At 70.1% G+C, this 23,205-nt stretch carries 23 protein-coding genes and 2 pseudogenes; 2 read left to right on the forward strand and 23 right to left on the reverse strand.

The features are described 5' to 3' along the window. Positions 1-5: 5 nt before the first annotated feature. From OG413_RS43825 to OG413_RS43905, 19 genes and pseudogenes are all read right to left on the reverse strand, one after another. Entirely contained in the window at positions 6-176 is a 171-nt protein-coding gene (locus OG413_RS43825; RefSeq protein ID WP_266815605.1) for a hypothetical protein, read from the reverse strand. Positions 177-482: 306 nt separating this feature from the next. Next, a complete protein-coding gene (gene trpA, locus OG413_RS43830) occupies positions 483-1,322 on the reverse strand; it encodes a tryptophan synthase subunit alpha (RefSeq protein ID WP_266815606.1) in 840 nt (279 codons plus the stop codon). A gap of 85 nt (positions 1,323-1,407) precedes the next feature. Further along, positions 1,408-1,935: an OmpA family protein gene (locus OG413_RS43835; protein ID WP_266815607.1), complete on the reverse strand. Its 528-nt coding sequence runs from the start codon at positions 1,933-1,935 to the stop codon at positions 1,408-1,410. A gap of 3 nt (positions 1,936-1,938) precedes the next feature. After that, on the reverse strand, positions 1,939-2,514 hold the full coding sequence (locus tag OG413_RS43840) for a hypothetical protein (RefSeq protein ID WP_266815608.1): 576 nt from the start codon (positions 2,512-2,514) through the stop codon (positions 1,939-1,941). A gap of 86 nt (positions 2,515-2,600) precedes the next feature. Then, on the reverse strand, positions 2,601-3,152 hold the full coding sequence (locus OG413_RS43845) for a hypothetical protein (RefSeq protein ID WP_266815609.1): 552 nt from the start codon (positions 3,150-3,152) through the stop codon (positions 2,601-2,603). 103 nt (positions 3,153-3,255) lie between these two features. After that, positions 3,256-3,621, reverse strand: a complete 366-nt coding sequence (locus OG413_RS43850; RefSeq protein ID WP_266815610.1) for a hypothetical protein — start codon at positions 3,619-3,621, stop codon at positions 3,256-3,258. 77 nt (positions 3,622-3,698) lie between these two features. After that, positions 3,699-3,824: a hypothetical protein gene (locus OG413_RS43855; RefSeq protein ID WP_266815611.1), complete on the reverse strand. Its 126-nt coding sequence runs from the start codon at positions 3,822-3,824 to the stop codon at positions 3,699-3,701. Between the two features lie 20 nt (positions 3,825-3,844). Further along, positions 3,845-4,039: pseudogene (locus tag OG413_RS47200) on the reverse strand (DUF6875 domain-containing protein); the annotation flags it as partial. 31 nt (positions 4,040-4,070) lie between these two features. Then, positions 4,071-4,532, reverse strand: a pseudogene (locus tag OG413_RS47205) (DUF6875 domain-containing protein); the annotation flags it as partial. Continuing rightward, on the reverse strand, positions 4,430-5,635 hold the full coding sequence (locus OG413_RS43860; RefSeq protein ID WP_266815612.1) for a histidine decarboxylase: 1,206 nt from the start codon (positions 5,633-5,635) through the stop codon (positions 4,430-4,432). The gene OG413_RS43860 and the pseudogene OG413_RS47205, both read right to left, overlap by 103 nt. Next, complete coding sequence (locus tag OG413_RS43865) at positions 5,632-6,861, reverse strand: glutathione synthetase (RefSeq protein ID WP_266815613.1); 1,230 nt, start codon at positions 6,859-6,861, stop codon at positions 5,632-5,634. The genes OG413_RS43860 and OG413_RS43865 overlap by 4 nt, the downstream gene beginning before the upstream one ends. Positions 6,862-6,904: 43 nt before the next feature. After that, the gene (locus OG413_RS43870; RefSeq protein ID WP_266815614.1) at positions 6,905-8,176 is read right to left on the reverse strand and encodes an acetyl-CoA carboxylase biotin carboxylase subunit family protein; all 1,272 of its coding nucleotides are present in this window, start codon (positions 8,174-8,176) and stop codon (positions 6,905-6,907) included. A 98-nt stretch (positions 8,177-8,274) separates the two neighbouring features. After that, on the reverse strand, positions 8,275-9,375 hold the full coding sequence (locus OG413_RS43875; protein WP_266815615.1) for a GNAT family N-acetyltransferase: 1,101 nt from the start codon (positions 9,373-9,375) through the stop codon (positions 8,275-8,277). A gap of 22 nt (positions 9,376-9,397) precedes the next feature. Continuing rightward, positions 9,398-10,678 (reverse strand): MFS transporter, encoded by a 1,281-nt coding sequence (locus tag OG413_RS43880; RefSeq protein WP_266815616.1) that lies wholly within the window; start codon positions 10,676-10,678, stop codon positions 9,398-9,400. A 243-nt stretch (positions 10,679-10,921) separates the two neighbouring features. Further along, positions 10,922-11,452, reverse strand: a complete 531-nt coding sequence (locus tag OG413_RS43885) for a hypothetical protein (protein WP_266815617.1) — start codon at positions 11,450-11,452, stop codon at positions 10,922-10,924. Between the two features lie 47 nt (positions 11,453-11,499). Next, on the reverse strand, positions 11,500-11,865 hold the full coding sequence (locus OG413_RS43890) for an SH3 domain-containing protein (RefSeq protein ID WP_266815618.1): 366 nt from the start codon (positions 11,863-11,865) through the stop codon (positions 11,500-11,502). Positions 11,866-11,953: 88 nt separating this feature from the next. Further along, positions 11,954-12,232, reverse strand: coding sequence for a cell wall hydrolase (locus OG413_RS43895; protein WP_266815619.1), 279 nt, complete (start codon positions 12,230-12,232; stop codon positions 11,954-11,956). A 1,632-nt stretch (positions 12,233-13,864) separates the two neighbouring features. Next, the gene (locus OG413_RS43900) at positions 13,865-15,769 is read right to left on the reverse strand and encodes a CdaR family transcriptional regulator (RefSeq protein ID WP_266815620.1); all 1,905 of its coding nucleotides are present in this window, start codon (positions 15,767-15,769) and stop codon (positions 13,865-13,867) included. A 121-nt stretch (positions 15,770-15,890) separates the two neighbouring features. Then, complete coding sequence (locus OG413_RS43905; RefSeq protein WP_266815621.1) at positions 15,891-16,163, reverse strand: hypothetical protein; 273 nt, start codon at positions 16,161-16,163, stop codon at positions 15,891-15,893. A 641-nt stretch (positions 16,164-16,804) separates the two neighbouring features. Here OG413_RS43905 and OG413_RS43910 point away from each other — a divergent pair. After that, positions 16,805-17,497, forward strand: a complete 693-nt coding sequence (locus tag OG413_RS43910; RefSeq protein ID WP_266815622.1) for a helix-turn-helix transcriptional regulator — start codon at positions 16,805-16,807, stop codon at positions 17,495-17,497. Between the two features lie 35 nt (positions 17,498-17,532). Here the strand turns inward: OG413_RS43910 and OG413_RS43915 are convergent, their stop codons facing one another. From OG413_RS43915 to OG413_RS43930, 4 genes are all read right to left on the reverse strand, one after another. Then, positions 17,533-18,465 (reverse strand): squalene/phytoene synthase family protein, encoded by a 933-nt coding sequence (locus OG413_RS43915; RefSeq protein WP_266815623.1) that lies wholly within the window; start codon positions 18,463-18,465, stop codon positions 17,533-17,535. 9 nt (positions 18,466-18,474) lie between these two features. Further along, on the reverse strand, positions 18,475-19,791 hold the full coding sequence (locus OG413_RS43920) for an NAD(P)/FAD-dependent oxidoreductase (protein WP_266815624.1): 1,317 nt from the start codon (positions 19,789-19,791) through the stop codon (positions 18,475-18,477). 81 nt (positions 19,792-19,872) lie between these two features. After that, complete coding sequence (locus OG413_RS43925) at positions 19,873-21,153, reverse strand: MAB_1171c family putative transporter (protein WP_266815625.1); 1,281 nt, start codon at positions 21,151-21,153, stop codon at positions 19,873-19,875. Next, positions 21,146-21,784, reverse strand: a complete 639-nt coding sequence (locus OG413_RS43930; RefSeq protein ID WP_266815626.1) for a hypothetical protein — start codon at positions 21,782-21,784, stop codon at positions 21,146-21,148. The genes OG413_RS43925 and OG413_RS43930 overlap by 8 nt, the downstream gene beginning before the upstream one ends. Before the next feature lie 452 nt (positions 21,785-22,236). Here OG413_RS43930 and OG413_RS43935 point away from each other — a divergent pair, with 452 nt between their 5' ends. Continuing rightward, positions 22,237-23,196 carry a zinc-binding dehydrogenase gene (locus OG413_RS43935; RefSeq protein ID WP_323138046.1) on the forward strand — a complete coding sequence of 320 codons (960 nt, stop codon included), beginning with the start codon at positions 22,237-22,239 and terminating at the stop codon, positions 23,194-23,196. Positions 23,197-23,205: the final 9 nt, after the last annotated feature.

Consider the following 23,205-nt stretch of genomic DNA (forward strand, 5'->3'; position numbering starts at 1 on the left):
TACGGTCACCGGGAATCGACCAGGGAGTAGCGGTAGTCGAGGATCTCCGGCTTGCCCTGGAGGGGAAGGTGGACGACGGCCTCGCCCTGGAAGCTGGTGACCACGACCGCACGGGGGGTCTTGTTGTAGAGCGATTCGGAGTCGCCGGGGGTTATCTGCAGGGCCGAGTTCTTCACCAGGCTCTCCTTCTTGTGGGCCAGCGGAGCAATCGCCAGGAACCGCTCCGCCCGCTGCCGAGAGCATCGCCGCCACTCGGTGCCAGGAGTCGAACCGGCCGAGCAAGTCGTCCTGGCCCAGGCGCAGCAGGAGACCGGCTGCGGGCATGGCGGCGATCGGCAGGGCGAGCCCCTGGCCCATGCGGCGCAGTCTTCCTGCTGCAGCGCCGGGGGCGGGCGAGCTGACCTCTTTGTCCAGAGGCAGGCTCGGTGCGGTCGCGGTTGGCACGCCGGTGAGCTCCTTTGTGTGGTGTACGGGTTCGGGGGCTATGCGGCGGCGGGCAGGCGGTGCACGCCGTGTGCGAGGTCGCGGGCCAGGGCGAGGGCGGCGCGGGTCCCGCGGGGTCCTGGGGCGTTCTGGATGTGGCGGATCAGGGCGGAGCCGACGATGATGCCGTCGGCGTACTGGGCGGCCTGGTGGGCCTGTGCGGCGCTCGACACCCCGATGCCCACGCTGATGGGTAGGCCGGTGAGGGCGCGCAGCCGGGCGACGAAGGCGGGAAGGCCCGAGGCGAGAGGACCCGTATGGCCGGTGACGCCGGCGACGGCCGGGGCATAGATCATGCCGCCCGCGGTGGTGCAGATTCGGGCAAGGCGTTCATCGCTCGCGTTGGGTGCGACCACGGGCACGGTATGGAGGCCGTGGTGGCGGGCGGCGGTGAGCCAGGGGCCGGCTTCTTCGAGGGGGAGGTCGGGGATGATCGCTCCCGCGGCGCCGGCTTCGGCCAGTTCGGCCGCGAAGCGTGTCGCGCCGCGGTGGGCGACGGGCTGCCAGTACGTCATGACGAGTACGGCGGCACGGGAGCTGGCGCGGATCTCACGGATGGCGGTGAACAGGTGCGCCAGCCGGAATCCGGACGTCAGCGCCTGGCGGGTGGCCTGCGCGATCGTGGGACCGTCCATCATCGGGTCGCTGAACGGCAGCCCGACCTCGACGACGTCGGCGTACTGGGCGAGGGCCTGCAGGGTGTGCAGGCTCTGCTCGAAGTCGGGGAAGCCGACCGGGTAGTACACCGCGAGTGCGGCACGCTGCCCTGACCGGGCCGTGTGGAAGATCCGGTCGAGGGCGTGCGCTGCTGGTCCTGGTGTTTCCAGGGGAAGAGGCATGGCGAGGTCCGTTGCGTGTGTCGAGGACGGCGGGCGCGCGGCCACTCGGTGTCGGCGCCGGTGGCTCGGGGGGGGGGAGGGCTGGTCAGCTGCGGGTGACGACGATCTCTACGCGCCGGTTTTTGACGCGTCCGCTCTCGTCCTTGTTGTCGGCGATCGGCTGCTTTTCGCCGTACCCGGCGGCCTTGAAGCGGATCGTCGCCAGGCGTGGGTCCTTGGCCAGGACCTGGAGGACCGCTTCCGCACGCTTGCGGGACAGGGTCAGCCCGTGCTCGGCGCTGCCGAGGTCATCGGTGTAGCCGTTGACCAGGACCGGCTGGGCGGTCCCTGATGTGGCGATCTTCGAGGCGATGTCGCCCAGGCGGCTCTGGGCCTGCTCGGAGAGCTGGGCGCTGTCCTTGGCGAAGAGGACTTTCGACTGCAGTCCGTAGGTGACCCGCTTGTCCTGGTCCACGGTTCGCTCGGCGCCGTCCAGGCTCTCGACGCGCGAGACGATGTCGTAGTGGCGGGCCGGGATGTCCGCGGTGTTCTTCCGGTCGTCCGCGTGCGCGTGCGCGGACGACATGAGGAGGACGGCGGGCAGCGCTGCGAATACGGCAGTTCGGGAGCGCACCGGTCAGCCCTCCTGGATGGGCACGGTGACGACGCTCAGGGTGCCCAGAGCGAGATCCACCTGCTTCACGTCGTTGGACGGTGCCTCGAACTGTGCGTAGAGCTGCCGGGTCTGCCCCTTGTCGATAGAGGCAGTGTGCTCGCTGCACAGGCAGCGGCCGTTCGTGTCGACCAGCGCCATGTAGCGCTTCTTGTGCGCACGGTCGACGATCGAGGAGCCGGCCAGGGTGTACACCTCGGTTCCGTCGCGCCAGTCGACGGTGAGGTAGTTCTCGTCGCTGCGGTTGGTGACTTCGAACTTCACCATGACCATGCCGTCTTTGCGCTGGACGCTGTGTACCTGTCCGCCGATGCCGTTGCCGCCCTTGAGCTGGGCGACGGCCGGCCCGTCGGCGGCCTGCGGAGAGTTCTCGGCCGTGGATGCGGCCGGTGCGGCGGCGTTGCTGGAGGTGGCGCTGGCGGGGCTGGCCTTCGCGGCTGCGGTGGTGTCGTTGCCGTCGCTGTCGGAGCAGGCGGCCACGCCGAGGAGGGCGGATCCGGCTATCAGCGTGGCGACGACGGTCTGCCGGGTGCGGTTCATGAGAGGCCTTCAATCGGTCTTGGCGGGAGGAGCCCGGTGCCGGGGTGGGACGGCACCCCGGCACCGGACGGGCCTGTGCGGTGCGGTCAGGACACCGCGGCGGTGTTGGCCAGATTCCAGGAGTAGCCGTTCTTCCCGTCGTCGGTGATGTCGTAGTAGGCGATGGCGTCCGCGCTCCAGTTCCTCTGCTTGGTCGTCACGTAGACCTCGCCGTAGCCGCTGGCTCCGGTCGGGTAGGTCCTGGAGCCGCTCTCGGAGTTGTTGATCTCCGAGCTGATCTCGCGCTGCTCGCAGATGCCGTAGCTGCAGTTCTTCTTCGAGGTCGAGCCGCTGTTCGCGTACATGAGGATCGAGAAGCCGTTGAACCGGGTGCCGCCCGTGAACCAGGAGGTTCCGTTCCAGGAGGCCTTGTTGAGCCAGGCCTTGTAGTGGCGGTAACCGCCGCTGGTGCCCGTGTACTTGCTGCAGATGTTGAGGCTGACCGTCACGTCGGGCTTCCCGGGAAGGTTGAAGCTCTTGGTGCTGGTCTTGCACTGGGTGGTCGGCGCAGCCTGGGCCGGCGCGGCCAGGGAAAGAGCCCCGCCGAGGGCGACGGTCGCGGCGACCGCAGAGGCTGCAACGGTGCGGGTGATGCGCATGGGGTGGGACTCCTGTTCGGTGAGGGTGAGGGTGTGGACCGGGTGCGGGCGTGCGGTGTGCGCTGGGAAGCGCAGGTGTCGCACGCCCGCGGGCGGCCGGGGCCTACTTCGGGATGGGCGGCGTGGGGGCCGGGTTGGTGCCGTAGGGGTTGGCGCAGCCATAGGGCACGAAGCCGCGAATCTTGGCGCCGTCGCTCTTGCGCGTGACCGTTCCGCGCGTGTACCAGGCCTTTTCGCTCTTCCGGTACGCGAACTGGTCGTAGACGATCTTGTCGCCGCGGTATGCGATGCCGTTGGCGGTGGAGTTCTTCGTGGGGTTCTTGCGGACCTTCGCGGCGGAGCAGGAGATCTTTCCGGTGCTGGAGTCCGCGGCCTGGGCGGCCGGGGCGATGGCCACGCTGGTGGCGAGCAGGGCGGCACCGACGGCGCCGGCCGCCGCGAGGCGTCCGATGTGCTTCAGGGGGGTCATGTTGACCTTTCCTTTGGGTGTGGGTGGGGGGGGAGGCCGCAGGCGGGGCGGCGGGCCTCGGGGGCGGGGCTGTGTGGTCATGACGTCTGCGTTCGGGGTGCGGCTGCCGGGGTGAGGAAGGGGCGCAGGGTGACGGCGAGGAGCAGAGCGCAGGCCGCGGCTGCGGCGGGGACGAGCCAGGAGCCGCCGGCTGCTCCGGCCACGGCGGGCGTTCGTAGGCCCGGATGTGCACGGGGTCCTCGGCGAAGAGGTGGTCGTGGCGCGCCATCCGGCGGATGACGATGAGGGGCACGGGCGAGCGGTTGACCGGGAAGGCCGGATTGCGTGCGGCCGGGGCCGGACAGCGCGGGTGGAACTGGCCGGCCATCAGGCCGCGCGCCATGACCTCGGACTTGACCTCGGCGTGCGTGCGGTCGATTTCCTCCCCAGTGCTCGGGAGCGAGGTCCTGGAGTACGACGACCAGGGAGTTCAGCTGGCGGGCCCGAGGCGGCCAGGGGTGGTTCTCAAACTCCTGGAGCGCGGCGTCGAAGACGGATCGCAGCCAGGTACGGGCGGCGTCGGGAGTGGTGAGTAAACGGTCCCGGGGGCGCGGGTCTCCGGCGGGGAGGGTGGTGGCGACCTGGATTTGGACGGATCCCTGGCGGCGGGCCGCAGGGACGTAGGGGCAGACGGCGCCCTCGCGGCCGAGCAGGGGGTGTGTGCGCGTGATGTAGTTGTCGAGCCAGGTGTTGATCACATTGCGCTGAGCGGTGTTCGGTGTGCTCAGGGGCATGGGCAGGTCTTCCTCGTGGGTTCCGGGCGGGCTGGTCAAGGCGTGCGCAGGTCGCGGCAGAGCTCGTCGATGGCGGTGCGCGTGACGTGGCCGACGGTGATCAGGTGGGCGGTGTCGCCCTCGCACGCGAGGTGCCATTTGCGGACGACCCACTCGGCGGGGCGGTCGATGCAGACCGTGAGGGAGTCGGTGGTACGTGTGGGGCGGGCACCGGCCCGGGTGAGCTGGTCGACGGCGTACTGGGCCGTTTCCAGGCAGCGCAGGATGTGGGCACGCAGCCCGGTGTGGCCGAGCCGGCGCAGCGCGGACCAGAGGAACAGGGCGGCGAGCCCGCTGCGGGAGCAGCCCAGTGTCCGCGCGGAGGCGTTCGTGTACTCGCTCGCGATGGTCGGCGCGGCGACGAGGTTCTTGCGGATGAGTACGACGCCGCAGGGCACGGGGGCGCCGATGATTTTGTGGCCGCTGATGCTGACCGAGTCGGCCCCGTGGGCGAAGCCCCAGCGCGGAGCGGAGGGTGCATGTGCGGCGATCGGTCCGCCGGAGGCGGCGTCCGCGTGGACGTAGACGTCGCCGGCCGACCCGGCCCACTTGCGGAGTTCGGTGACGTCGTCGTAGGCGCCGCGCATGGTGGTGCCGATAGTGGCCACGACGATGGCGCCCGGCCCGCGGCCGCCGTAGGCGCGTACACGGCGGTGGAAGAAAGAGGCGACCTTCAACGACTCGGGGTCCAGGGTGCCGTCGTCGTTGCTGGGCAGCGTGACCAGGGTGAGCCCGAGGAGGTCTGCGGCCTTGGCCACGCTGTAGTGCGCCTGGTCGGAGGCGTAGACGTGGGCGTGGGGAAGGTGACGGCGTGCGGTGGCCAGCCCCAGGAGGATGCCCTCGGTGCCGCCTGTGGTGACGTAGCCGTAGATGTCATCGGGGTCGGCACCGGCGGTCTGCGCCAAAAAGCGCACCACCGCTTGTTCGTGGGCCTTGGTGTGGACGTCGCTCGCGTCGCGGCTGGTCGGGTCGCCGACGTTGTTGATCAGGACGGACAGGGCCGGGGCGAGGTCGGAGAAGTCGAAGGCGAGGTTGCCGGGGAAGCCGAGGACGCGCGGGGCTTCCCTGCGCAGGGCGCCGGCAAGGTCCAGCAGCTGGGCGGTGTCCGCGGCCGGGTCGGCCGGGGCATCCCCGATGTGCAGCTCGGGAGGCAGGTGCACGGTGTCCGGGACTGAGGCGTGGGTCAGGGGCGGTGACGTCATGCGGGGCTCCCGTACAGGCCGAGGTTCTCGGCGGCTCGGATCACGTGGTGGTCCTGGTTGATGGCGCGGCTGTCGTCGGCGACCAGGAGGAGCCATCCGGCGATCTGGCCTGGGAGGACGGGGGTGCCGGGGTGCAGTTCGGTGGTGACGGCCACGGTCGGGAGGGTGGTGATGGTGCGCAGCAGGGCGGGGTCCAGGGCGCCGTCGCGCTGGGGCAGGAGCGCGACCTTCGTGACGTGGGCCTGGCGCTGCGGGGGGTTCTCGTAGCGGCGGCCGGTCGTCAGCAGCAGCGCGGTGTCGCGTATGGGGTCGTGGCCGGTGGCCCGGCGCAGCACGTCGGAGGCGAAGTCGGTGTAGGGGTCGGTGCGCACGGACAGCAGGGCAGGTCCACGGTCGGGGATGAAGGTGACCGTGGCGTGGGCCGGGCCGTAGCGCACGCCCAGGGCGGTGAGCGCACGCATCGTGTAGAGGGCGAGGGCGCGGGCCAGCAGCCCGTTGCGGCTCAACAGGTCGGCGCGGCAGACCTGTTGGCCGGGGGTGCGGACCTCGGACCAGATCGAGCTGATGGTGTGGTCGGTGCTGCCGTCGTGGCCCGGCCCGGTCAGGGTGTGGATGCGGTATTGGGTCCCGGTGAGGTGCTCGCGCAGCACGAGCGGCTGGCTGGTGGAGTGCTGAAGGCGGTGCCAGGCATAGGTGATGTCTTCGGTGGTGCGGCAGAAGTAGCCGGGGTGCTGGTGGGCGGGGTCCGGGTGCTGGAGGAGAAGTCCGCTCACCTGGATGAACGCGGCCCAGTTCAGGGCGTCGGTCAGGCGGGTGGTGCGGATACTGCGTGGGGCGGTGATCCCCGCGTCAAGGAGTGCGGCGCCGGTGAGGCCGGTGTCGCGGCGGATGCCGGCGGACTCGGGAGCGTTTCCGGGGAGGTGGAGATGGTCGGCGAGCCGGTCGGCGAGTTCAGTTCCGGCCGGTGATCCTGCGATGACGGCCTGCACGCCGAGGTTGGCGAGGTGGGCGGCGGTGCGTCGCAGGCCTCCGCGGTGGGTGAGGTGTCGGAGGTAGCCGTCTGCGGGCGGGTGGGCGGCGGGGGTGGTGACCGCCACGGAGGTCCAGCCGTGCCGGGCCAGCGCGGGCAGGTAGAGGTCGCCGGCGTCGGCCGGTGCGACGACGGCGGCCGTGCGGCTTCGGTGCGCGGGCGGGGCCGCCGCGGGGGCGGGGGCGGCGAGGGCCATGGTGCGGTACTCCCGGAAGGTGGGTCGGGTGGGGCGCTGCGGATCAGGCGACGCAGGCGTTGGTGGTGGTGTCGGGCTGGATGTGGATGCCGCTGCGCTGCTCGACCAGGTGCAGTCGCTGGTGGCAGATGTCCGGGCCGGCACCGGTCACGACGGCGAGTGCTGTCCGGTCGTGGAGGGTGGCGTGCGGCGGTGCGGTGACGTGGCTGCCGGGGGCGGCAGTCCACTCGAAGCGGTCGAGCCAGGGGGCGAAGACACCGGTGTTCACGGCCGTGACGTGGCCGCTTATATCTGCGAAGAGGAAGCGGACGGCGGCGCTCTGGCTGTGGCTGGGCACCAGCTCGGGGTCTGCTCCGACGGCCAGGTCGGCGGTGATCTGCGGGAGGTTGAGCCCGGTGGCCAGGAGAACCAGGTGTGGGATGAGGTCGCCGCCCAGGCGTGCGTTGAGCTCGATGATGCGGGGGCCTTCGCGGGTCAGGCGCATTTCGACGTGCATGACGCCGCTTGAGATGCCGACGGCTTCCAGGGCCGCCTGGGCGACGGCACGGATCTGGGGGTCGGCAAGGAGCGGGTCGGCGCCGTCGACGAGGTGTCCGGTCTCCTGGAAGAACGGTTCGTCGCTGAGGTACTTGCGGGTGATCGCGGCGATGTGCATGGTGCCGTGGCCCAGGACCACGCACTCGACGCTGACTTCGGGGCCCTCCAGGTACTCCTCGATCAGCACGCCGGACGTGCTCGCACGCTCCAGGCCGAACAGGCCGGCTCCCCTGGCTGTCTGGAAGGCGGCGCGGACCTGCTCGGGGGTGTCGGCGCGCTGGACGCCGGCGCTGCCGGCCAGGGAGCGCGGTTTGAGAACGACCGGCCCGCCCAGCAGTTGGGCGTATTCGACGGCGGTGTCGACGTCCGCCACAAGGTAGGAACGGGCGGAGGGCACACCGGCTGCGGCGAGCAGGGAGCGGCTGAGGTACTTGTCCCGGCAGGCATCCACGGATGCCGGGGTGGTGCCGGGCAGCCCGAAGTGGCCCGCAACCCGGGCGGCGAGCACGACGTGGTTCTCGATGTAGGTGAGCACTCCCGCGACGCCGCGTTCGGCGGCGAGCATCTCCACCGCTTCGCGGACGGCCTGCCCGTCCGTCAGGTCGACCGCGCGGGAGAGGGCGACGTGCTCCTCGGCCCATGCGGGGGGCGCCTCGTCCAGGAGGGCTACGGGGTAGCGGGCCGCGATGTGCTGCAGTCCGTATCCGCGATACGTACGGCTGCCGGCTCCCAGGACGACGAGCAGCGGTGACTTCGGGGAGTGCGAGGCGTGGGGCACGTGATGTCCTGACATGCGTGGGCGGGCGGCGCTGGCCTGCGGCCGGGCCGGTGGCCGAGCGGGGGGACTGCTCGGCGCGGGAAAACGCGAAGGAGGGGTCAGGCCTTGTTCCAGGCGCGCAGCACGTGCTCGTTGAGGCCGGCGTGCAGCGCGCCGAGGCGGCTGATCAGGTGCGGGTTGGGGCGGGTGAGGTAGACCGCGGAGGTGAGGGCGACGGGGAGCATCCCGAGGCGCGCCTTGTAGGCGTAGTTGCCGCGGCCGGCGTCCAGGACGTTCGCGCCGGTGGCGACGGCGTACTGGGCGCTCTCGTACATCAGCCAGTCGTAGGTGTGCAGGGCTTCGGTGCGGGACTGGTCGACGGCGGTGGCCCACAGGTAGAGCGCCGAGCCGTAGCGGAAGCAGAGGAACCCGCCGGCGAGCGTGCCGTCGCTGTGTTCGGCGAGCAGTGCGACGGCGCCGGGTACGCGAGTGAGGGGGGCGAGTATGTCGGTCCCGTACAGGGCGGGGCCGTGCAGTTCGCTGGTGGCACGGGCCTGGGCGGTGAACTCGGGCAACAGGGGCAGGAGTTCGGTGCCGCCGGCGATCTTGAGGGTGAGGCCGGCGTCGGTGCCGCGGCGGTGCTGCTCGCGGAATTCGCGCCCGGTCTGGCTGGAGGGGAAGTTCGCGATGAACTCCTCGACGGAGTCTCCGACGCGGGCACGGTGGGCCCAGGAGAGGACGACTTCGGCGTCGGGTGTGCGGGCTTCGCGCCACAGAGTGCGCTCGGCGGGCGGGATGTTCGCGATGACCAGGGCTTCGGTGCCGAGCTCACGGGCGAGCGCGCGGCCGCGGTCGGCTGCTTCGGCCAGGACCGGCACGGTCGCACCGGGCAGGCCGCCGTACTCGCCGTAGATCGACGGCGCGTACAGGACCTCGGCGTCGAAGGTGGGGTGCTTGACGCCGGCGTCACCTTCCATGGCACGCCACAGCGGGCTGTCGTTGACCTGGTAGAAGGACATGCGGTGCTGACGCGGGCCGTCCTGGAGGAAGAGGTGGTGGCGGCCACGGACCTGTTCGGTGCGTACCGACTGCCACACGGCGGCCCACTCGCGGCTGTGGAAGGGGGTGGCCGGGCGGCGTTCGGCGGGGAGAGCGGCGACCGAGGAGTGCCAGGAGCTGGTCACGGTGCGGAAGGTGGGGCGCAGGGTCATCAGGGACATGGGTGGGTCTCCGGTTCGGCGGTCAGGATGCGGCGGGCGCCGGAAGGGGGCGGGCGGCGGTGGCCGTGCGGCGGTGGGTGAGCCCGAGGAGGGGCAGGCACAGGGCCGCCCCCAGGGCGCCGACGGCGAGCGTGCTGAGCGCGGCAAGGCCGTCGCCGCCCGAGGTCAGGCATGCGGCCGCGAGGACCGGGGCGATGATCACTCCGAGGGCGAGGCTCGTGCCCCAGATCCCGGCGTACAGGCCGCGGGCATCGAGCGGAGAGATCTTGGTGACGATGTCGTTGGCGGCGATGAAGAAGACGATCTCGCCGGGGACGGCCGCGGCGACGGCGATGCTGTAGCCGAGCGTGGTGTCGGCGAGTCCGGCGCCGCCCATGCCGGCCCCCAGGAGAAGAGCCCCGAAGGCGAGGAGTCCGACGGTGGGCTCCGGACCGTGGCAACGGCGGCGCAGCCACGGGTTGAGGAGCGGGGTGAGCGCCACGACGGCGCCGGCGTTGGCGACCTGCGACCACCCGTAGGCGTCCGCGGACAGCCCGTCGTTCTCCATCAGCATGGGCAGCGCGCTGAACATCCCAGCGGCGCAGGTCAGACCGGCGACGCTGGCCGCCCAGAGCAGCCACAGCCGTCCGTCGCGCAGCGCGGAACCGAGCGGGGTGCGGGTAACCGGCCCCTTGGTGCGTGCTGTCCTTGGGGCATCGCGGTCCAGGTAGCGGTGGGCGATCAGCGCGCAGGCGGCGCAGGCAGCGGCGTTGAAGTAGAACAGGGACGTGAAGCCGAGCAGTCCGGCCAGGAGGCCGCCTGCGGCTCCGGTGACGGCCGCGCCGATGTTCACCGCCCCGTGGCGCCAGCCGTTGACGGCCGCCCGCTGACCGTCGTCGGTGATCAGGTCGGCGATTCCGGCGGACACGACGGGACGGGGAGCGTCGTAGACGATGCCGGCGACCATCGCTCCCGCGCACACCGCCCAGAACGCCTGTGCCTGCGCCATCAGGGGCAGGCAGACCGCGGAGGCGAGCATGGCAATGACGAGGGTGCGCCGACGGCCGATCCGGTCGGCTGCCCAGCCGGTGATCAACTGGCCGATGAGCCAGCCGATCCCGAACACGGAGAGAGCCTGTCCGACGCTCTGGGTGCTGTAGCCCAGGTCCTTGAGGTGATAGCTGAGGAACGGATAGGCGAATCCGAAGGCGCGCGCGATCAGGGTGGTGAAAAGCAGTGCCCAGATCGCGGGCGGGAACCGGCCCGGCGGAACCTGTGGTGAGGGGGCGATGCTGGTGGGGGCGGGCACGGTGGTGGCTGACACAGACGCTCCAGGGAAGGCGGATGCGAGACGTTCCTGGTGGGGCGGCCGGCGTCAGCTGGTTCGGGCGCCGGACGGGGGAGATGGGGGCGTCGTCGTGGGCGGACGACGCCCCCTGAGCAGCTGGCCCGCGCCCGTGCCGGAGGGCACGGGGGATCGCCCCAGGGGGGTGGAAGCGAGGGGCCTGGCTGCGCCTGGTGCCGGTCCGGAGCGAAGAGCGCTCTCAGGCCGGGGATTTGGGCGGCTCTACACGGTCGGGGAGGCGCTGAAGTACGTGTTGCCGTAGCCCCGGCCGTCGCGGTTCCAGTCCAGCTGGATGTAGCCGTCGGCGAGGTAGCGTCCCGAGCCGGCCTTGTACTTGATCGTCCCGGTCGTGTAGCTCCCGTTGCCGGCCGTGTTGCCGTGCTCGAGCTTGTACTCGATCCCGGTGTAGTTCGCCGACTTCACGACGGGGTCGGTGCCGGAGGTCGACTTCTTGGTCTGGAGGTGGAAGCGGGCGCCATCGAGGGTGTCGGTCATGTTGACGTAGGAGACGGGCCCCTCGAAGTCGACTCTGGCGTAGGTGTAGATGTAGCCGCCGGAGCGCTTGGCGCAGAGCTTGACGTCGAAGTTGTAGTTGTCCGCCCACGGGCCGGAGTAGGCCGGGTTGTCGACGGAGGCGCTGCTGGTCTTGCAGTGGTAGCTCGCCGCGGAGGCTGTGGTGGCGGTGGCGAGTGTGGCGCCGGTGACCGCGGCGGCAGTGAGCAGGGTGACGGCGGTGCGCTTGAGCGCGGGCATGGCGATGATCCTCCGGAAGAACGAGTGGGTGTGGGGGCCGGGGCCGGTCAGCCGCCCAGCTGGTAGAGGCCGTCACTTCGCACCCAGCCGCGGGTGCCCTTGGCCATCCCGGACTTCGAGCGCTTGGAAAGTTCGGTGTAGTCCCAGTTGCCGCGGCTGCACAGCAGCTTGACGGTGTCCCCGCGGTAGAGGACGCCGCGGCTGACGTAGCCGGTGGTCGGCCCCGTCCGCAGGTTCCAGCCGTTCTTCGAGACCGTGCCGGCCTCGCCGTGGGACCAGTTCACGGTGCACTTGCTGTTCTCACCGACCGCGTGTGCGGCCGGTGCGGTGACCACTGCCAGTCCGGCGGTCGCGGACAGGGCGATGGCGGCGGAGGTGATCAGCCGCGCGGGGGTACGGGCACGGAGCTTCATGGGGCGTCCTTCGTCAGGAGGGGCCAAAGGGGCTGGGGTGTCCCGGATCTCTCCGGCACGGGTGCGAGAGGTGGGGAGGAGATGTGCGTCAGTCGAGCTGCATGGGGACGCAGTCGGACAGGTACTTCGAGGCGACCCAGCCGGTGGAACCCTTAGCCAGGCCGCTGCGTGACTTCTGGCCGAGCTGCAGCTTGATCCAGCCGGACTTCGAGGCGACCTTCTTGCCCCAGTCGTGCCTGTAGAGCGAGCCCTTGGACGGCATCTGGGCCGCGCTGGCCGCCGGGGCCGTAGTGACGGCCAGTCCGCCCGTCACCGAAAGCGCGAGAACTGCGGAGGCAGCCAGGCGTGCGGAAGCTCGGAGCTGCATAAGGGTCCTTATGTCGCAGATATGGACAGGAAGCCGCCGGTGCGGGAGCACCTCACGGCGCGAGGGGGAAGCGGTCGTCCCGCCTCAGCGGGCATCCGAACGAGGTTCGGTGCGCGCGTGCTCACAGGAGGCAGCACGGCCGGGGCCCCGGCAAGGCAGAGGGCTGTGCGCTGCTGCGGTGCGGGGTGGCAGGGCGTGCGCCGGGATGAAGACGTCGGGCACTGGGCGACGGGCGTCAGGGGTGCGGCGCGCGGCAGGAGCAGCTGCTGGGAGGCCGCTTCACTCCTGCCGCGCGGCATTCGCTCAGGGGAAGCAGATCCTCCCCGGGCGGAGGCCAGTCACGGATCTGGTAATCCGTGAGCGGCTCGGACGCGCCGTCGGGCGTCGGCGGGAGCTAACCGCCGAGCTCAGCAGCGCCGAGTTCGTGGATGCGGCCCCGCTCCGGAAAGGAGTGTCGGCCGCTGTGCGCCGTCACGGCGATGCGTCGCGCCGGCTGGTTGTTCGTGTGCCTGCTGATCATGCTGTCCGCCCCGCTGGCTCGGGGGGCCTTGATGCCAGGAGAAGCCAGGGTCCACGCTGTTGCAGCGGGCCGCGCTGGTCTATCCTGAGCTCCGCCGGCGTGCGACAACACGCCGGTGGAAGGCCCCAGTAGTTCCTCAGATCTGCTGGTGGTGACTCTGCTGAGAGTCGTTTTGCACAGGCCCGGTACAAGGGCCTGGTCACGCACTGGCGAGTGCGGGTGTCGGGTGGGGTGGCTCCAACCACTCCCCCGGCCCCGCCTCCTGGTGCTCACCGCGGTCTCCCCGCCGCTCGCACCTTGTCTGCTCGCCGCAGACCCCCGTCCCCGTTCTCCGAGCCCGCCGCCCGACGGCACTCCCCATGTACGGGGCGGCCGCCTGGTACGCCATGTCTTGCTCGGCTGTTGCCTGCTCGACCTCGAAGAGCGGGTCCGGCTGGGCTTGCACTGGCAACTTTAGGCATATGCGGATAGCACCACCATTGAGCACATGCACCATCTGACCGGCACAACCTATGGGTTGTGCACCATGAGCGTCGGTCGTGGTCACAAGGTGCACTATCAGGAGCTTTGACCGAGCGGTAATGCACATTGGTTCCACCATTGGCAGAGAATTGCCACCCGATGATGCTTCAGAAAGCACCCCAATCCGCCTGCCGAACACGGTAGTTGACGGTTCAAGCTCTGCGAGTCGGAGCCGCGTGGGTGCTGCCGCCGCGAGCCGTTCGCCCGGTGAGGTCGTCATCCGGGGCCCCTGCTTCCGCCGCGTGACAACGCTGAGAACTTATGGGGGCGTTGGGTACACCAGGGCCGGGATCGTGACCGCAATACTCTCGGTGCGCGCGCCGGGTGCGGCCGGGGTGCGGGGCTCCGCTCCTCGCACTCGGTGCGGCCTGACCGAGGGCTCGCCGCGGGCGTGCACTGCGTCACCTGGGTGGACGCGTCCCGAACGCCAACTGGGCCCGTTTCCGCCCGAGTTCGCCGCAGGGGCCTTCGCCGACTGGCACCGTGTCAGGCGCCCGCGTCGACCATCAGGACGACTGGGGCGCGTGGCCGGCCGGTCGGATCCGGCGCGCACCGTCAGCGCTGCGGAGATACGGCAACCGCGGCCCGGCTCAGGCGGCCGCGCACAGTGTGCGGCCGCCGTCCGTGATGTTCGGCTCGCCCGTGGCGATGCGCAGGGCGAACTGCAGGTCGCGTATGCCGCTCAGGGACGAGAGGTCGCGGGACGTGTGGACTTCCAGAGCCCTGAGGTGGGAGCGGACCGTGACTTCGGAGAACCCGAGCGCCCGCGCGGTCGGCTCAAGGTGCGCGTCGAAGGTGAGCCAGGCCGTCGCCGTGGTCAGCAGGTCCCGGCGGTCGTCGCGGGCAGGGCGCAGCAGGGTATCGGCCCAGGCGTGGAGCTGCGGAGCTTCGAGCAGAGTCCGGAGGGTGGGCGCCTCGCCGCCGCGGGGGGCCGCGGGCAGCTCCCGGTGGGTGACGAGTTCGAGCGCGAGACCGACGGCGATGCGGTCGCCGATGGCATTGAAGTCCATGCCGAGCAGTTCTGCAGCGCGTGCCACTCGGCGGGTCACGGTGTTGCGGTGCAGTTTCAGGCGGCGGGCGGCCACCGTGTAGGGGTAGGCGAGGGCCGTGAGCAGAGTCTCGCGAAGCTGCTCCCACTGGTCGTCTTGCATGAGCGGCTCAAGAAGGTGACGTGCCCAGCGCTGCGCTTCGTGCTGTGAGAGCAGGCCGACCAGGTCCGTGTCCTGGACGGACAGGGCGACGGAGTCGGGCTGGTAGAGGGCGAAGCGCTGGGCGGTGCTCGCCTCGTGCCGGGCCTCGGCGAGCATCGACATGGAGTACACCCCGCTGCCGCCCAGGGACGTGACCGGGCCGGGAGCGGAGACCAGGCGGACGAGTTCGGCAGCCACGATTTCATCGGGCTCAGCACCCGGACGGACCGGCTGGATGATGAGGATCCGGCCGGGTTCACGGGGGTCGGCGATCACCAGGGCGTGGCCGGCCGTGGCCGTCTCGCAGTACCGCACGGCGACGGTTCGGCGGGCGGGCTCGCTCTCGACAACGAAGAGCCGGGCTGTGTCGGGCTCGAGCAGGCCGGGTGCCAGATTCGCCATCACCCTGCGCGCCTTGTCCACCTCGCCGTCCAGGAGCAGCTCGACCGCTGCGGTGCGGGCGGCGTGGGAGGCCTCGGCGGCGGCGCGGTACTCGCGGCGCGCCTGGTCGATAAGGCCGAGCAGCTTCGCGACGTGCCGCAGCAGGCGCAGGTCGGTCTCCTCGAACGGCGTACGGCGGGCGACAGCCAGGAAGGTGTCGGCACCGGCGGACGGCGCCAGGGAGATCAGCTGGGTGTGAGGGGTGGAGGGGGACTCGGCGATGCTGCTCCCGACCGACTGGCGGACGATCGCCTGCACCAGGTGCTCGGCGGCGGTGGGTGGCGACGCAGCCAGAACCCGGTCCGGCTCGCTTACCAGGACCTGCACGTCGAGTGCGCGGGCGAGCCAGTCCGCGATGCGCTGCATGGCCTTGGGGTCGGCCAGCTGGGCGGGCATCTGCTGGACGAGGGCGTTGAACTGGGCGGCCCGGCGTTCGGCGGCCACGAGCCGGCGCTTTTGGATGCTGGCGTGCAGGCCTGCCCACTGCGCGGCAGGCGCGTGCGTGATCAGCAGTGGAATGTCGATCTGGTCGGACATATCCCGGATCGACTGGGAGAAGGGCTGGTGCACTCCCTGTGCGGCGGAGACGACGAGGGCGGTGCACTCGTCGAGCGCCATCTGCTGCAGAAGCCCTTCCAGGGCGACTGCGACGCGGCCTCGGATCCGGAACGGGATGGCTCCGGTGACCAGGACCAGAGCACCTGCGGGAAGGGTGCGCGGCGGCCCGCTCTCCAGCAGCGCTTCCAGGGAAAGGGTCGTCAGGCCGGTGATCTTCTTCGCTTGGTGGGGCGCCGCGGAACGCGGCCAAGCGAACGTGAGTTCGAGTTCAGGCTGTTCGGTGGGCACCGAGCCAAGGGTCGGCATGTGCTCTCCTCGTTGCGGGCCCGCGGCTCCGGGCCTGTTCTGGCGAGATTGCGATGTGGTGAGGATCCTTCGGTTGCGGCTGCCGGGTGCGGGGGCCCGGCCCTGTCTGCCCGCGGGAGGATTAGAGGCCCACGCCCGCTCCGCCACCGTCGGGGATGGGAGCACCGGGGAGGTACGAGGGCGCGGTAGCCAGGAGGGTGTTCTCGGCGAGAGCGTCGCTCAGGCGCCGGGCCGGCCTCGGTACGCTGCGCATCAGGATCTCGCCCTGAGCGGGTCCGGTGGTCGAGGCGAAGGCCTCGGCGACCCGCTGGGCCTTCTCGCCCCTCCCCCAGATCCGACTGACCTGGGCGCCGCCCGTCGCGCCGTGGTGCGCGATGACTGCAGAACGGCTCATGTTGTCCCCCTCCCCGTGCCGAGGCACCCCTGCGGTCCGTACCCGGACGCGATGGCCTCAGCAGATCTTGCTCGAACTAGTGCAGGCGCCGCATGTCAGCCGGCCACTCGTGGGGCTGCGTGCCGGGCGCGTCTGAGGGAAGGGGCACAACAGGCCCTATCGGCCCGGAGACGAGGGAGGTCCATGAGGGCACGCTTGGTACGGCATTCGCCCACGACCGCGGCCTGGCGGCGCTCACTCCCCGTGTGTGCAGCCATGCGGTCGCGGCACCCCCTGCCCGTTCACGGCGGATCCGATCCGCCTTGCCGATCTCTTCTCCCTGACCCGATTTCCACCAGGCCCGACGTGCGACGTGTCGTCAGTTGATGCCTCGCGGGTATCAGCGCGTGACCGAAAATTGACGCCCCGGCGGACCGGGGTGGACAGTTCGGCCACGGACAGCGATCATGCTGCACACGAGACGCCATGTCAACAATTGTTAGTACTGTGGCGCGCGCAGCATCTGTAGGCATACAAAAGCTGGGCTTCGTGATGTGGAGTGCTGTCGCCGGGGTTAAGGTGCTGACGCCAAGATCACGGCACTTTTCGAGCAACGAGCAGGAGACCGCCCGTCCATGGAAACATCCGGCGCCACTGGCGGGGTGAACGACGTCGCCGAGAAGGTAGCCACGCTCAAGAACCAGATCGAGCAGCTGGGCATGACGGTCGACGAGCTCCTCGACTTCCCGGAAGTGGCCAAGCGGGCCGCGCTCCCCGAGGAGGTCATCCGTCGTCTCTTCGCCGGCGAGGCCGTTGCGGCCGAAGAGATCGACCTGCCCTTCTCTGAGCGCCTTCAGTACCTCCTGCCGACCAAGTTGCGCGAGGACGGCAAGCGCTACACGCAGGGTCAGATCGCCGACTACGTCGGCGTCACGGTGGCCACCATCCAGAACCTCCTGCGAGGTACGCGCAAGCCCGGCCTCGACGTAGCGAGCAAGCTGGAGACGTTCTTCGACGTCCCGGCGGGGCGGCTCTCCCGTGACGGCAGTGACGCCCTGGTCAGTGCGCTGGACCGCACGGTCGAGGGCGTCATGTTGATGGCCGAGCTCAAGGGGATCGAACTCACCAACCTGTCCCTGCGCGGGGGCAGCCCGCTGGTCGGCGACGATGCCCTGGCGAAGGCTGTCCGCAGTGCGCTGGACGAGGCCGAGGCGCAGCGCCGCGCGGCGCCGACCGAGATTCTCGAGGCCCGCGAGATCGGCGAGGAAATGCGCAGGATCCCCGAGGCCGAGCGCACGTCCTTCAAGGACATGGTGATGCATTCGGCCAAGATGTGGCGCCGGCGCGGCAACTGACCGCTGCCGCCCGGCCCGGACTTTCCTGTACGTGCCTACGCCGGTGCGCGGCGCGCGATCCAGTACTGAGACGCCAGAATCTTCAGGACGGCGGGCATCGGTGCCTCCGCTCCCCCGTCGACCAGGTTGCCGCCCTTGTTGCGGACCGCGGACAGCTTCAGGTTCTGCAGCTGCCACAGGGCGGTGACGAAGGGGCGCACCGCGGGCTCGACGAGCTGCGGAAGGTGGGCCGAGGCGTTCAGTTGGTCCTGCGCCAGGTCCGCCTGCTCGTGCACGAGCGCCGTGAGCGAGCGCCGTACCGGGTGGGGCGCACCGGGGGCGATGTCGGCGATGGTGAGCTGGTGGCGTGCCAGGTCCTGGTGCGGAATGCCGATCACGCCGCCGGCCCCATCCTCGGCCAGGTCGTCGAGGAAGTCGGCGCGCTGCATGGACTCGATCAACGCCCGGCAGGCGGCCTCGAAGGATGCCTGATCGCCGCCGGGGTGCGTGGGGGCGAGGAAACCGGCGGTGAGCATGAAGGCAGGCAGTGAGTATCCGGCCACATACGTCTGCAGGTCCTGCTCTGTTGCGAAGCCGGTGTAGTCGACTTCCAGGTGCGCGCCCCTGAGGAACGTGTCGATGCGTCGGCGCAGGCCGGGGTGGCGTTGAACGGCGTCCGCGAGCGTCCGGAGCGTCGCGATGGCGCTGGGATGGGGGCCGTCGGTGGCCGCGATAGTGGCTGCGTTCCATTCCGTCAGGGCGTGTTTGCGGTCGCTGACGGCGCCGGTGTCGATGCGCTCGTCGGTCGCGTGCATGAAGGCGACTGCGGCGATGACCGGGGGATGCAGGGCCGCGGGCAGCAGGAGACGGACGGCCAGGTACTCCTTCTTGGCGAACTCCTTCACCAGGGAGCGCTGTTGGGTGTAGTCGTCGCACAGGTCGGGTCGGAGGATGCCGGCTGCGCGCAGGGTGTTCTTCCAGGTGGGCATGGGACTTCCCTAAGCGGTGCGGGTGGCGAGCGTGCGTGCGGTGCGCAGCAGGATGCGGGGGTGGGTCAGGGCGCGGGGGTGGCGGCGCATGTGGAGCACGTCCATGAAGGTGCGGTTGATCTGCGCGTCCACGATGGAGGCTTCGGTGACCCGGTCGGCGGCCCAGCGGACGACGGGGTAGCCGAGCGGGTAGGGGCCGGTGACGTGCGGCTGGGCGAGGTCGGCGGTGGTCGACAGCGTCCAGGCGGCGTTGACCACGGTGTTGGCGCGGCGGAAGTAGCCGGTCGCCGGCCGGTGGGGGCTGGCACCGGTACGCAGGTAGCGGTCGAGGGCCGAGGCATGGAGGGCGCTGAGGGTGAGCCCTTGCCCGTAGATGGGGTTGACCGAGACGAATGCGTCGCCGACCACGGCGAGACCGCCGGGCAGTCGGGGCACGTCCTGGTAGTGGCGGCGTCGGCTGTCGCGGACGTGGAAGGTGGTGGGTTCGCCGTCCATCTCGCACAGGTCGGCGACCTGCTGGATGGGGGCCACGCAGCGGCGCATGCGGGTGAGGAAGGCGGCAGGGTTGCTGGTGGGCCGGTAGCCGGTGTACCCGGCCAGGACGACGTTCCACCGGTCGTTCTCGACGGCGGTCAGGGCCCCGGGCTCGCACACGGACGGCAGGTAGTTGCTGGCGGGGCCGGGGGTCGAGTGCGCGACGACGGTGTCGGGCAGCTCGTGGCCGCGGTGGAAGCGGGCGGTGGCGTAGCCGAGGTCTATCTGCATGCGCTCGACCCGTGGGGCCGGCCACCCTTCGTTCTCCAGCCACCGGCCCAGCCGGCTGGAGCGTCCCATCGCATCCACGGTGAAGTCGGCAGGCAGTTCGTCGCGGTGGCCCTCGGCCGTGACGTAGGAGACGGTGTCCACCCGGCCGGCGTGCACGCGCACCCCCGTCGAGCGGTGCGGCAGGACCTTGATCCTGGGAAGGTCCAGGACGCGTCGGCGGATGTGGTCTTCGATGAAGGTGCGGGTGGCGCCGATCATGCGTGCGTCGGGGACGGAGGGCTTGAGTCTGCCGTCGGTGTAGAACTGGATCTGCTCTCCGCTGCCCAGCTGCGCGCCGACTTCGACCATCTCGTCGGTCAGGGCGGGGAAGAGGCGTTCCAGCTGTTCGTGGCCCATCGCCAGCAGAGCGTGCAGCTGATCGCGGTGCGGTGCGCCGGAGCGCGTGGCAGGTGCCCGTTCGTGGTCGGGTTCGACAATGGTGACTTCCTCGGCGAAGTCGTGGAGAACCCGGGCTGCGAGAAGCCCCGCGAAAGATCCTCCGAGTACGACGGCCCGGCGCACGGGTGTCCCCCTTCGTTCGGGCCTGACGGCCGTTGGCTGCTGGCACGGTGGTCGCGCGCCGTGGCAGAAGCCCGAGTGACCCTACCGACGCTCTGGAGCAGCGCCGCAGGTGGGCGCCGGGGCGGCGGGGCCGGCCTTGCGGCGCTGCGCTGCGAGGTCCACGGCCTTGGCCACAAGCGGGTGGTTGAGGTAGCGGGCGACCAGGACGAGACGGTCGCGTTCGTCCTGGGCTTCGATGTCTGCGCCCGGGAGATCCTGCGCGGTGGCGGCCGGCCCGGGCATCGCGATGTCGTGCGCGGAGGACTCTGGGGTCCGGGATGCCTGGTAGCGCGCGACGGCGTCCCACAGGATGGCCGCCGTCCTGATCGCCTCCAGGTCCCGCCCCGCGAGCCGTTCATCCCGGACATCGCTCACCGTCTGGCCCACCTCGGCATCGGCCCAGGAACGCAGTTCGCGGATGCCGTCGAGGATCTCGATGATCCTCCGGTGCAGACCGAAGCGGACGTTGACCCACCGCGGCGGCTCGGCGCTGGCCGGGCTGAAGGCGAACCTCTGGTCGACGTCGCGCACGACAAGGTCCCACAGAGGCTGCAGAAGCCGGATATCGCGGCGCTCCTTGAGCCAGGCCGTCACGGCGGCACCTGTCATGCCGTAGCAGGTGCCCAGGCAGCCGAGGATGCCGAAGCCGGCCCCGGCGACGCCGACTCCCTCCAGCTGGTGGTACCCCAGTGCTGCGGCCGTAATGGCGGGCGCGGAGCAGATGACGTAGCCGAAGGTGACGAGCATGGATCCGCCGAACCAGCGCATGGCATACGCGATTCTCGGGTCCTCCGGGACGGTTCGGCGTGCGCGCAGGAACGTGTTGAGCGTGCCGCAGGACAGGACGGTCAGCAGGATCGCCAGGAAGGCGAGTGCGGCCGGGTCGTTGGCCTGCTGGGTGTTGAACTTCATCGGGTCCGCCGGGCCGTCGAGCCGGGCGTGCACAAAGGTCAGGGTCATCGCCGCGATCGCGACTGCGTAGGCGGCGCTCCAGGCGGCGACGAGCTGACGGATCCGCTTGCGCGGTGCCCTACTCGCCGGAGTCCACAGCAGCGTGAGGATGTGGGTGTCGGCGTAGCAGAGCAGGATGCCGACGTAGATCGGCAGAGTAGCGGCCCAGGGCTGGTTGAAGACGTCGCCGATGTAGCGGTAGCCGGCCGGCGATGCCATGGCGTAGACGAGGCCGCCGAGGAAGAAGGCGGCCGTCATCAGGGCGAGGGTGAGGCTGGGCTCGCGAAGGAAGGCCAGCCCCTTCCAGCCGGCGATCACCAGGAACACCACCGCCATGAGCAGGTAGACGGCCGTGGTGATCAGGTCAGACACCGGCCCTCCGGTGCGCAAAGGTCGACCTGAGGAAGTCCCCGGTGGAGCCGCGCAAGCTCAGGTGGCTCTCCAGCATGACGGTCGCGAAGATCTCGACGCGACGCTCCTGCTGGTCGGCGTAGTGCGAACGCATGAAGAACGCCGTGACCGCCTCCGGCTTCAGCCCGGGGAACAGCTCCCGGACGAGCTCCTCGGGCATGCGCCGGTGCGCCTCCCCGGGGCCCTGGAGCCTTCGGTCCGGGTCGTCCCACAGGAGATGGCCGAGTTCGTGCATCGTGGCGTGGAGCTGCGTCAGTTTGCTGGACTGCGCGTCGACCACGATGAAGTCGAAATCACGGCTGGATCCGCATGCCGCACTGATCTGCGCGGGAAGCGGCCTGCAGGAGACGGTGATGGGCTTCTGGCGCCGCTCGGAGACCACCTTGACCAGGCCGTCGATGTCGCGGACCCCGGACAGGCCCATGTCCCGGCGGATGGCCCGGCCGGTGCGCCGTCGCTCGCGCTGGATCGCGAACTGCTCGAGGGTTCCGCTCCACCGGCTTCTGGGCTGCTGGCGTTCGTCGTAGCTGCCGTGCCGCGCCTCGCAGCCGGCACCACCGTCGAATCTCGGTCGATCGATCCGCCCGGTCACCAGATCCTCCTCGCCCCTTCTGCAGGTCACACCCGCAGACCCCATACAAACATGCGCCCGATTGTTCCGTTGAGATTTTTCGCCCCACCCAGGCTCCTGCGGACCGGCCCCTCCAGGCAGCGGAGAGTCAACCTAGCGCAGCTCCATGATCACCTACGGCCACGGGTGGACTCACTATCTCCCTCGCTTTCGCGAAATAGCAACCATCTACATCCCCCAGCGAGAAGGTTCACCTCTCAACTTTCTCACCCCATGGGAATGGCCCGGGGAATTGCAGCTGACGAGACAGCTGGAGCCCTGACCTGCCCAGGTTCCACCAATTCGGCCGAGTTGCGTGTGAGAAAGATCCACGAGACATCCCCGCAGGTGAGAAGCCCTTGAAGCCTGGCCTAACCTGTCAAGACAGGTCTTATCCCTTTGCACATGAAAGAGGCCCCGTGCGCGCCGTCACCATGAAGTCTTTCGGCAGTCCGGACGTTCTGGAACTTACGGATGAACCGGATCCAAAAGTCACTCCTGCACGGACACTGGTAAATGTCACCAGGGCAGGAGTGAACTATGCGGACGTACACGTCAGAAATGACACTTATCTCGCTCCCGTAGCAACGCCGTACATTCCAGGCAATGAAGTTGTCGGCGTGACCGAGGACGGACGCCGCATCGCCGGTCTCGTACAGGGCGGCGGCTACGCGGAGAAGGCGGCAGTCCGCAACAACCAGTACTGGGAGATCCCCGACACCGTCGACGACGACCAGGCGATCGCCGTCGCCCTCCAGGGCAATACCGCCTACCATCTGCTCTTCTCCCAGCTGCAGATCCGGGCGAACGAGACCGTCCTGATCCCGGCCGCGGCCGGCGGTGTCGGCTCCCTCGCCGTGCAGCTCGCCGCCGCCAACGGCACCAAGGTCATCGCGATGGCCAGCACCGAGGAGAAGCGCCAGCTCGCACTCGACCTGGGCGCCAAGGCCGTCGTCGACTCCTCCACCGAGGAGGACCTGGCCCAGCGCATCAATGCCGCCGCGCAGGAAGCCAACGGCAACCGCCGCGACGGCATCAACGCGGCCCTGGAGATGACCGGCGCCAGCTTGTTCGCCACCACGCTCGACGTCATGCAGCGCAACGGACGCGTGGCCACCTTCGGCTACGCCAGCGGGATCTGGCCGAGCCTGAAGAGCGAGGACCTGCTGCAGACCCTGCTGAAGAAGTCCCTCACCGTCAGCGGCTTCTGGCTGCCGAACGTCGACGCCACCCATCAGGCGTTCTCCACGAAGTCCCTCTTCACCATGATCACGCAGGGCCAGCTGCGGATCATCAACGGAGGGACCTACGCGCTGGGCGACGCCGCCCAGGCGCACCGTGACCTGGCCAGCCGCACCGTGACCGGCAAACTTTCCCTCGACCCCTCCCGTTAGGATTCGATG

Origin of the sequence: Streptomyces sp. NBC_01433, from assembly GCF_026340105.1 — a bacterium.
Classification (GTDB): Bacteria; Actinomycetota; Actinomycetes; order Streptomycetales; family Streptomycetaceae; genus Streptomyces.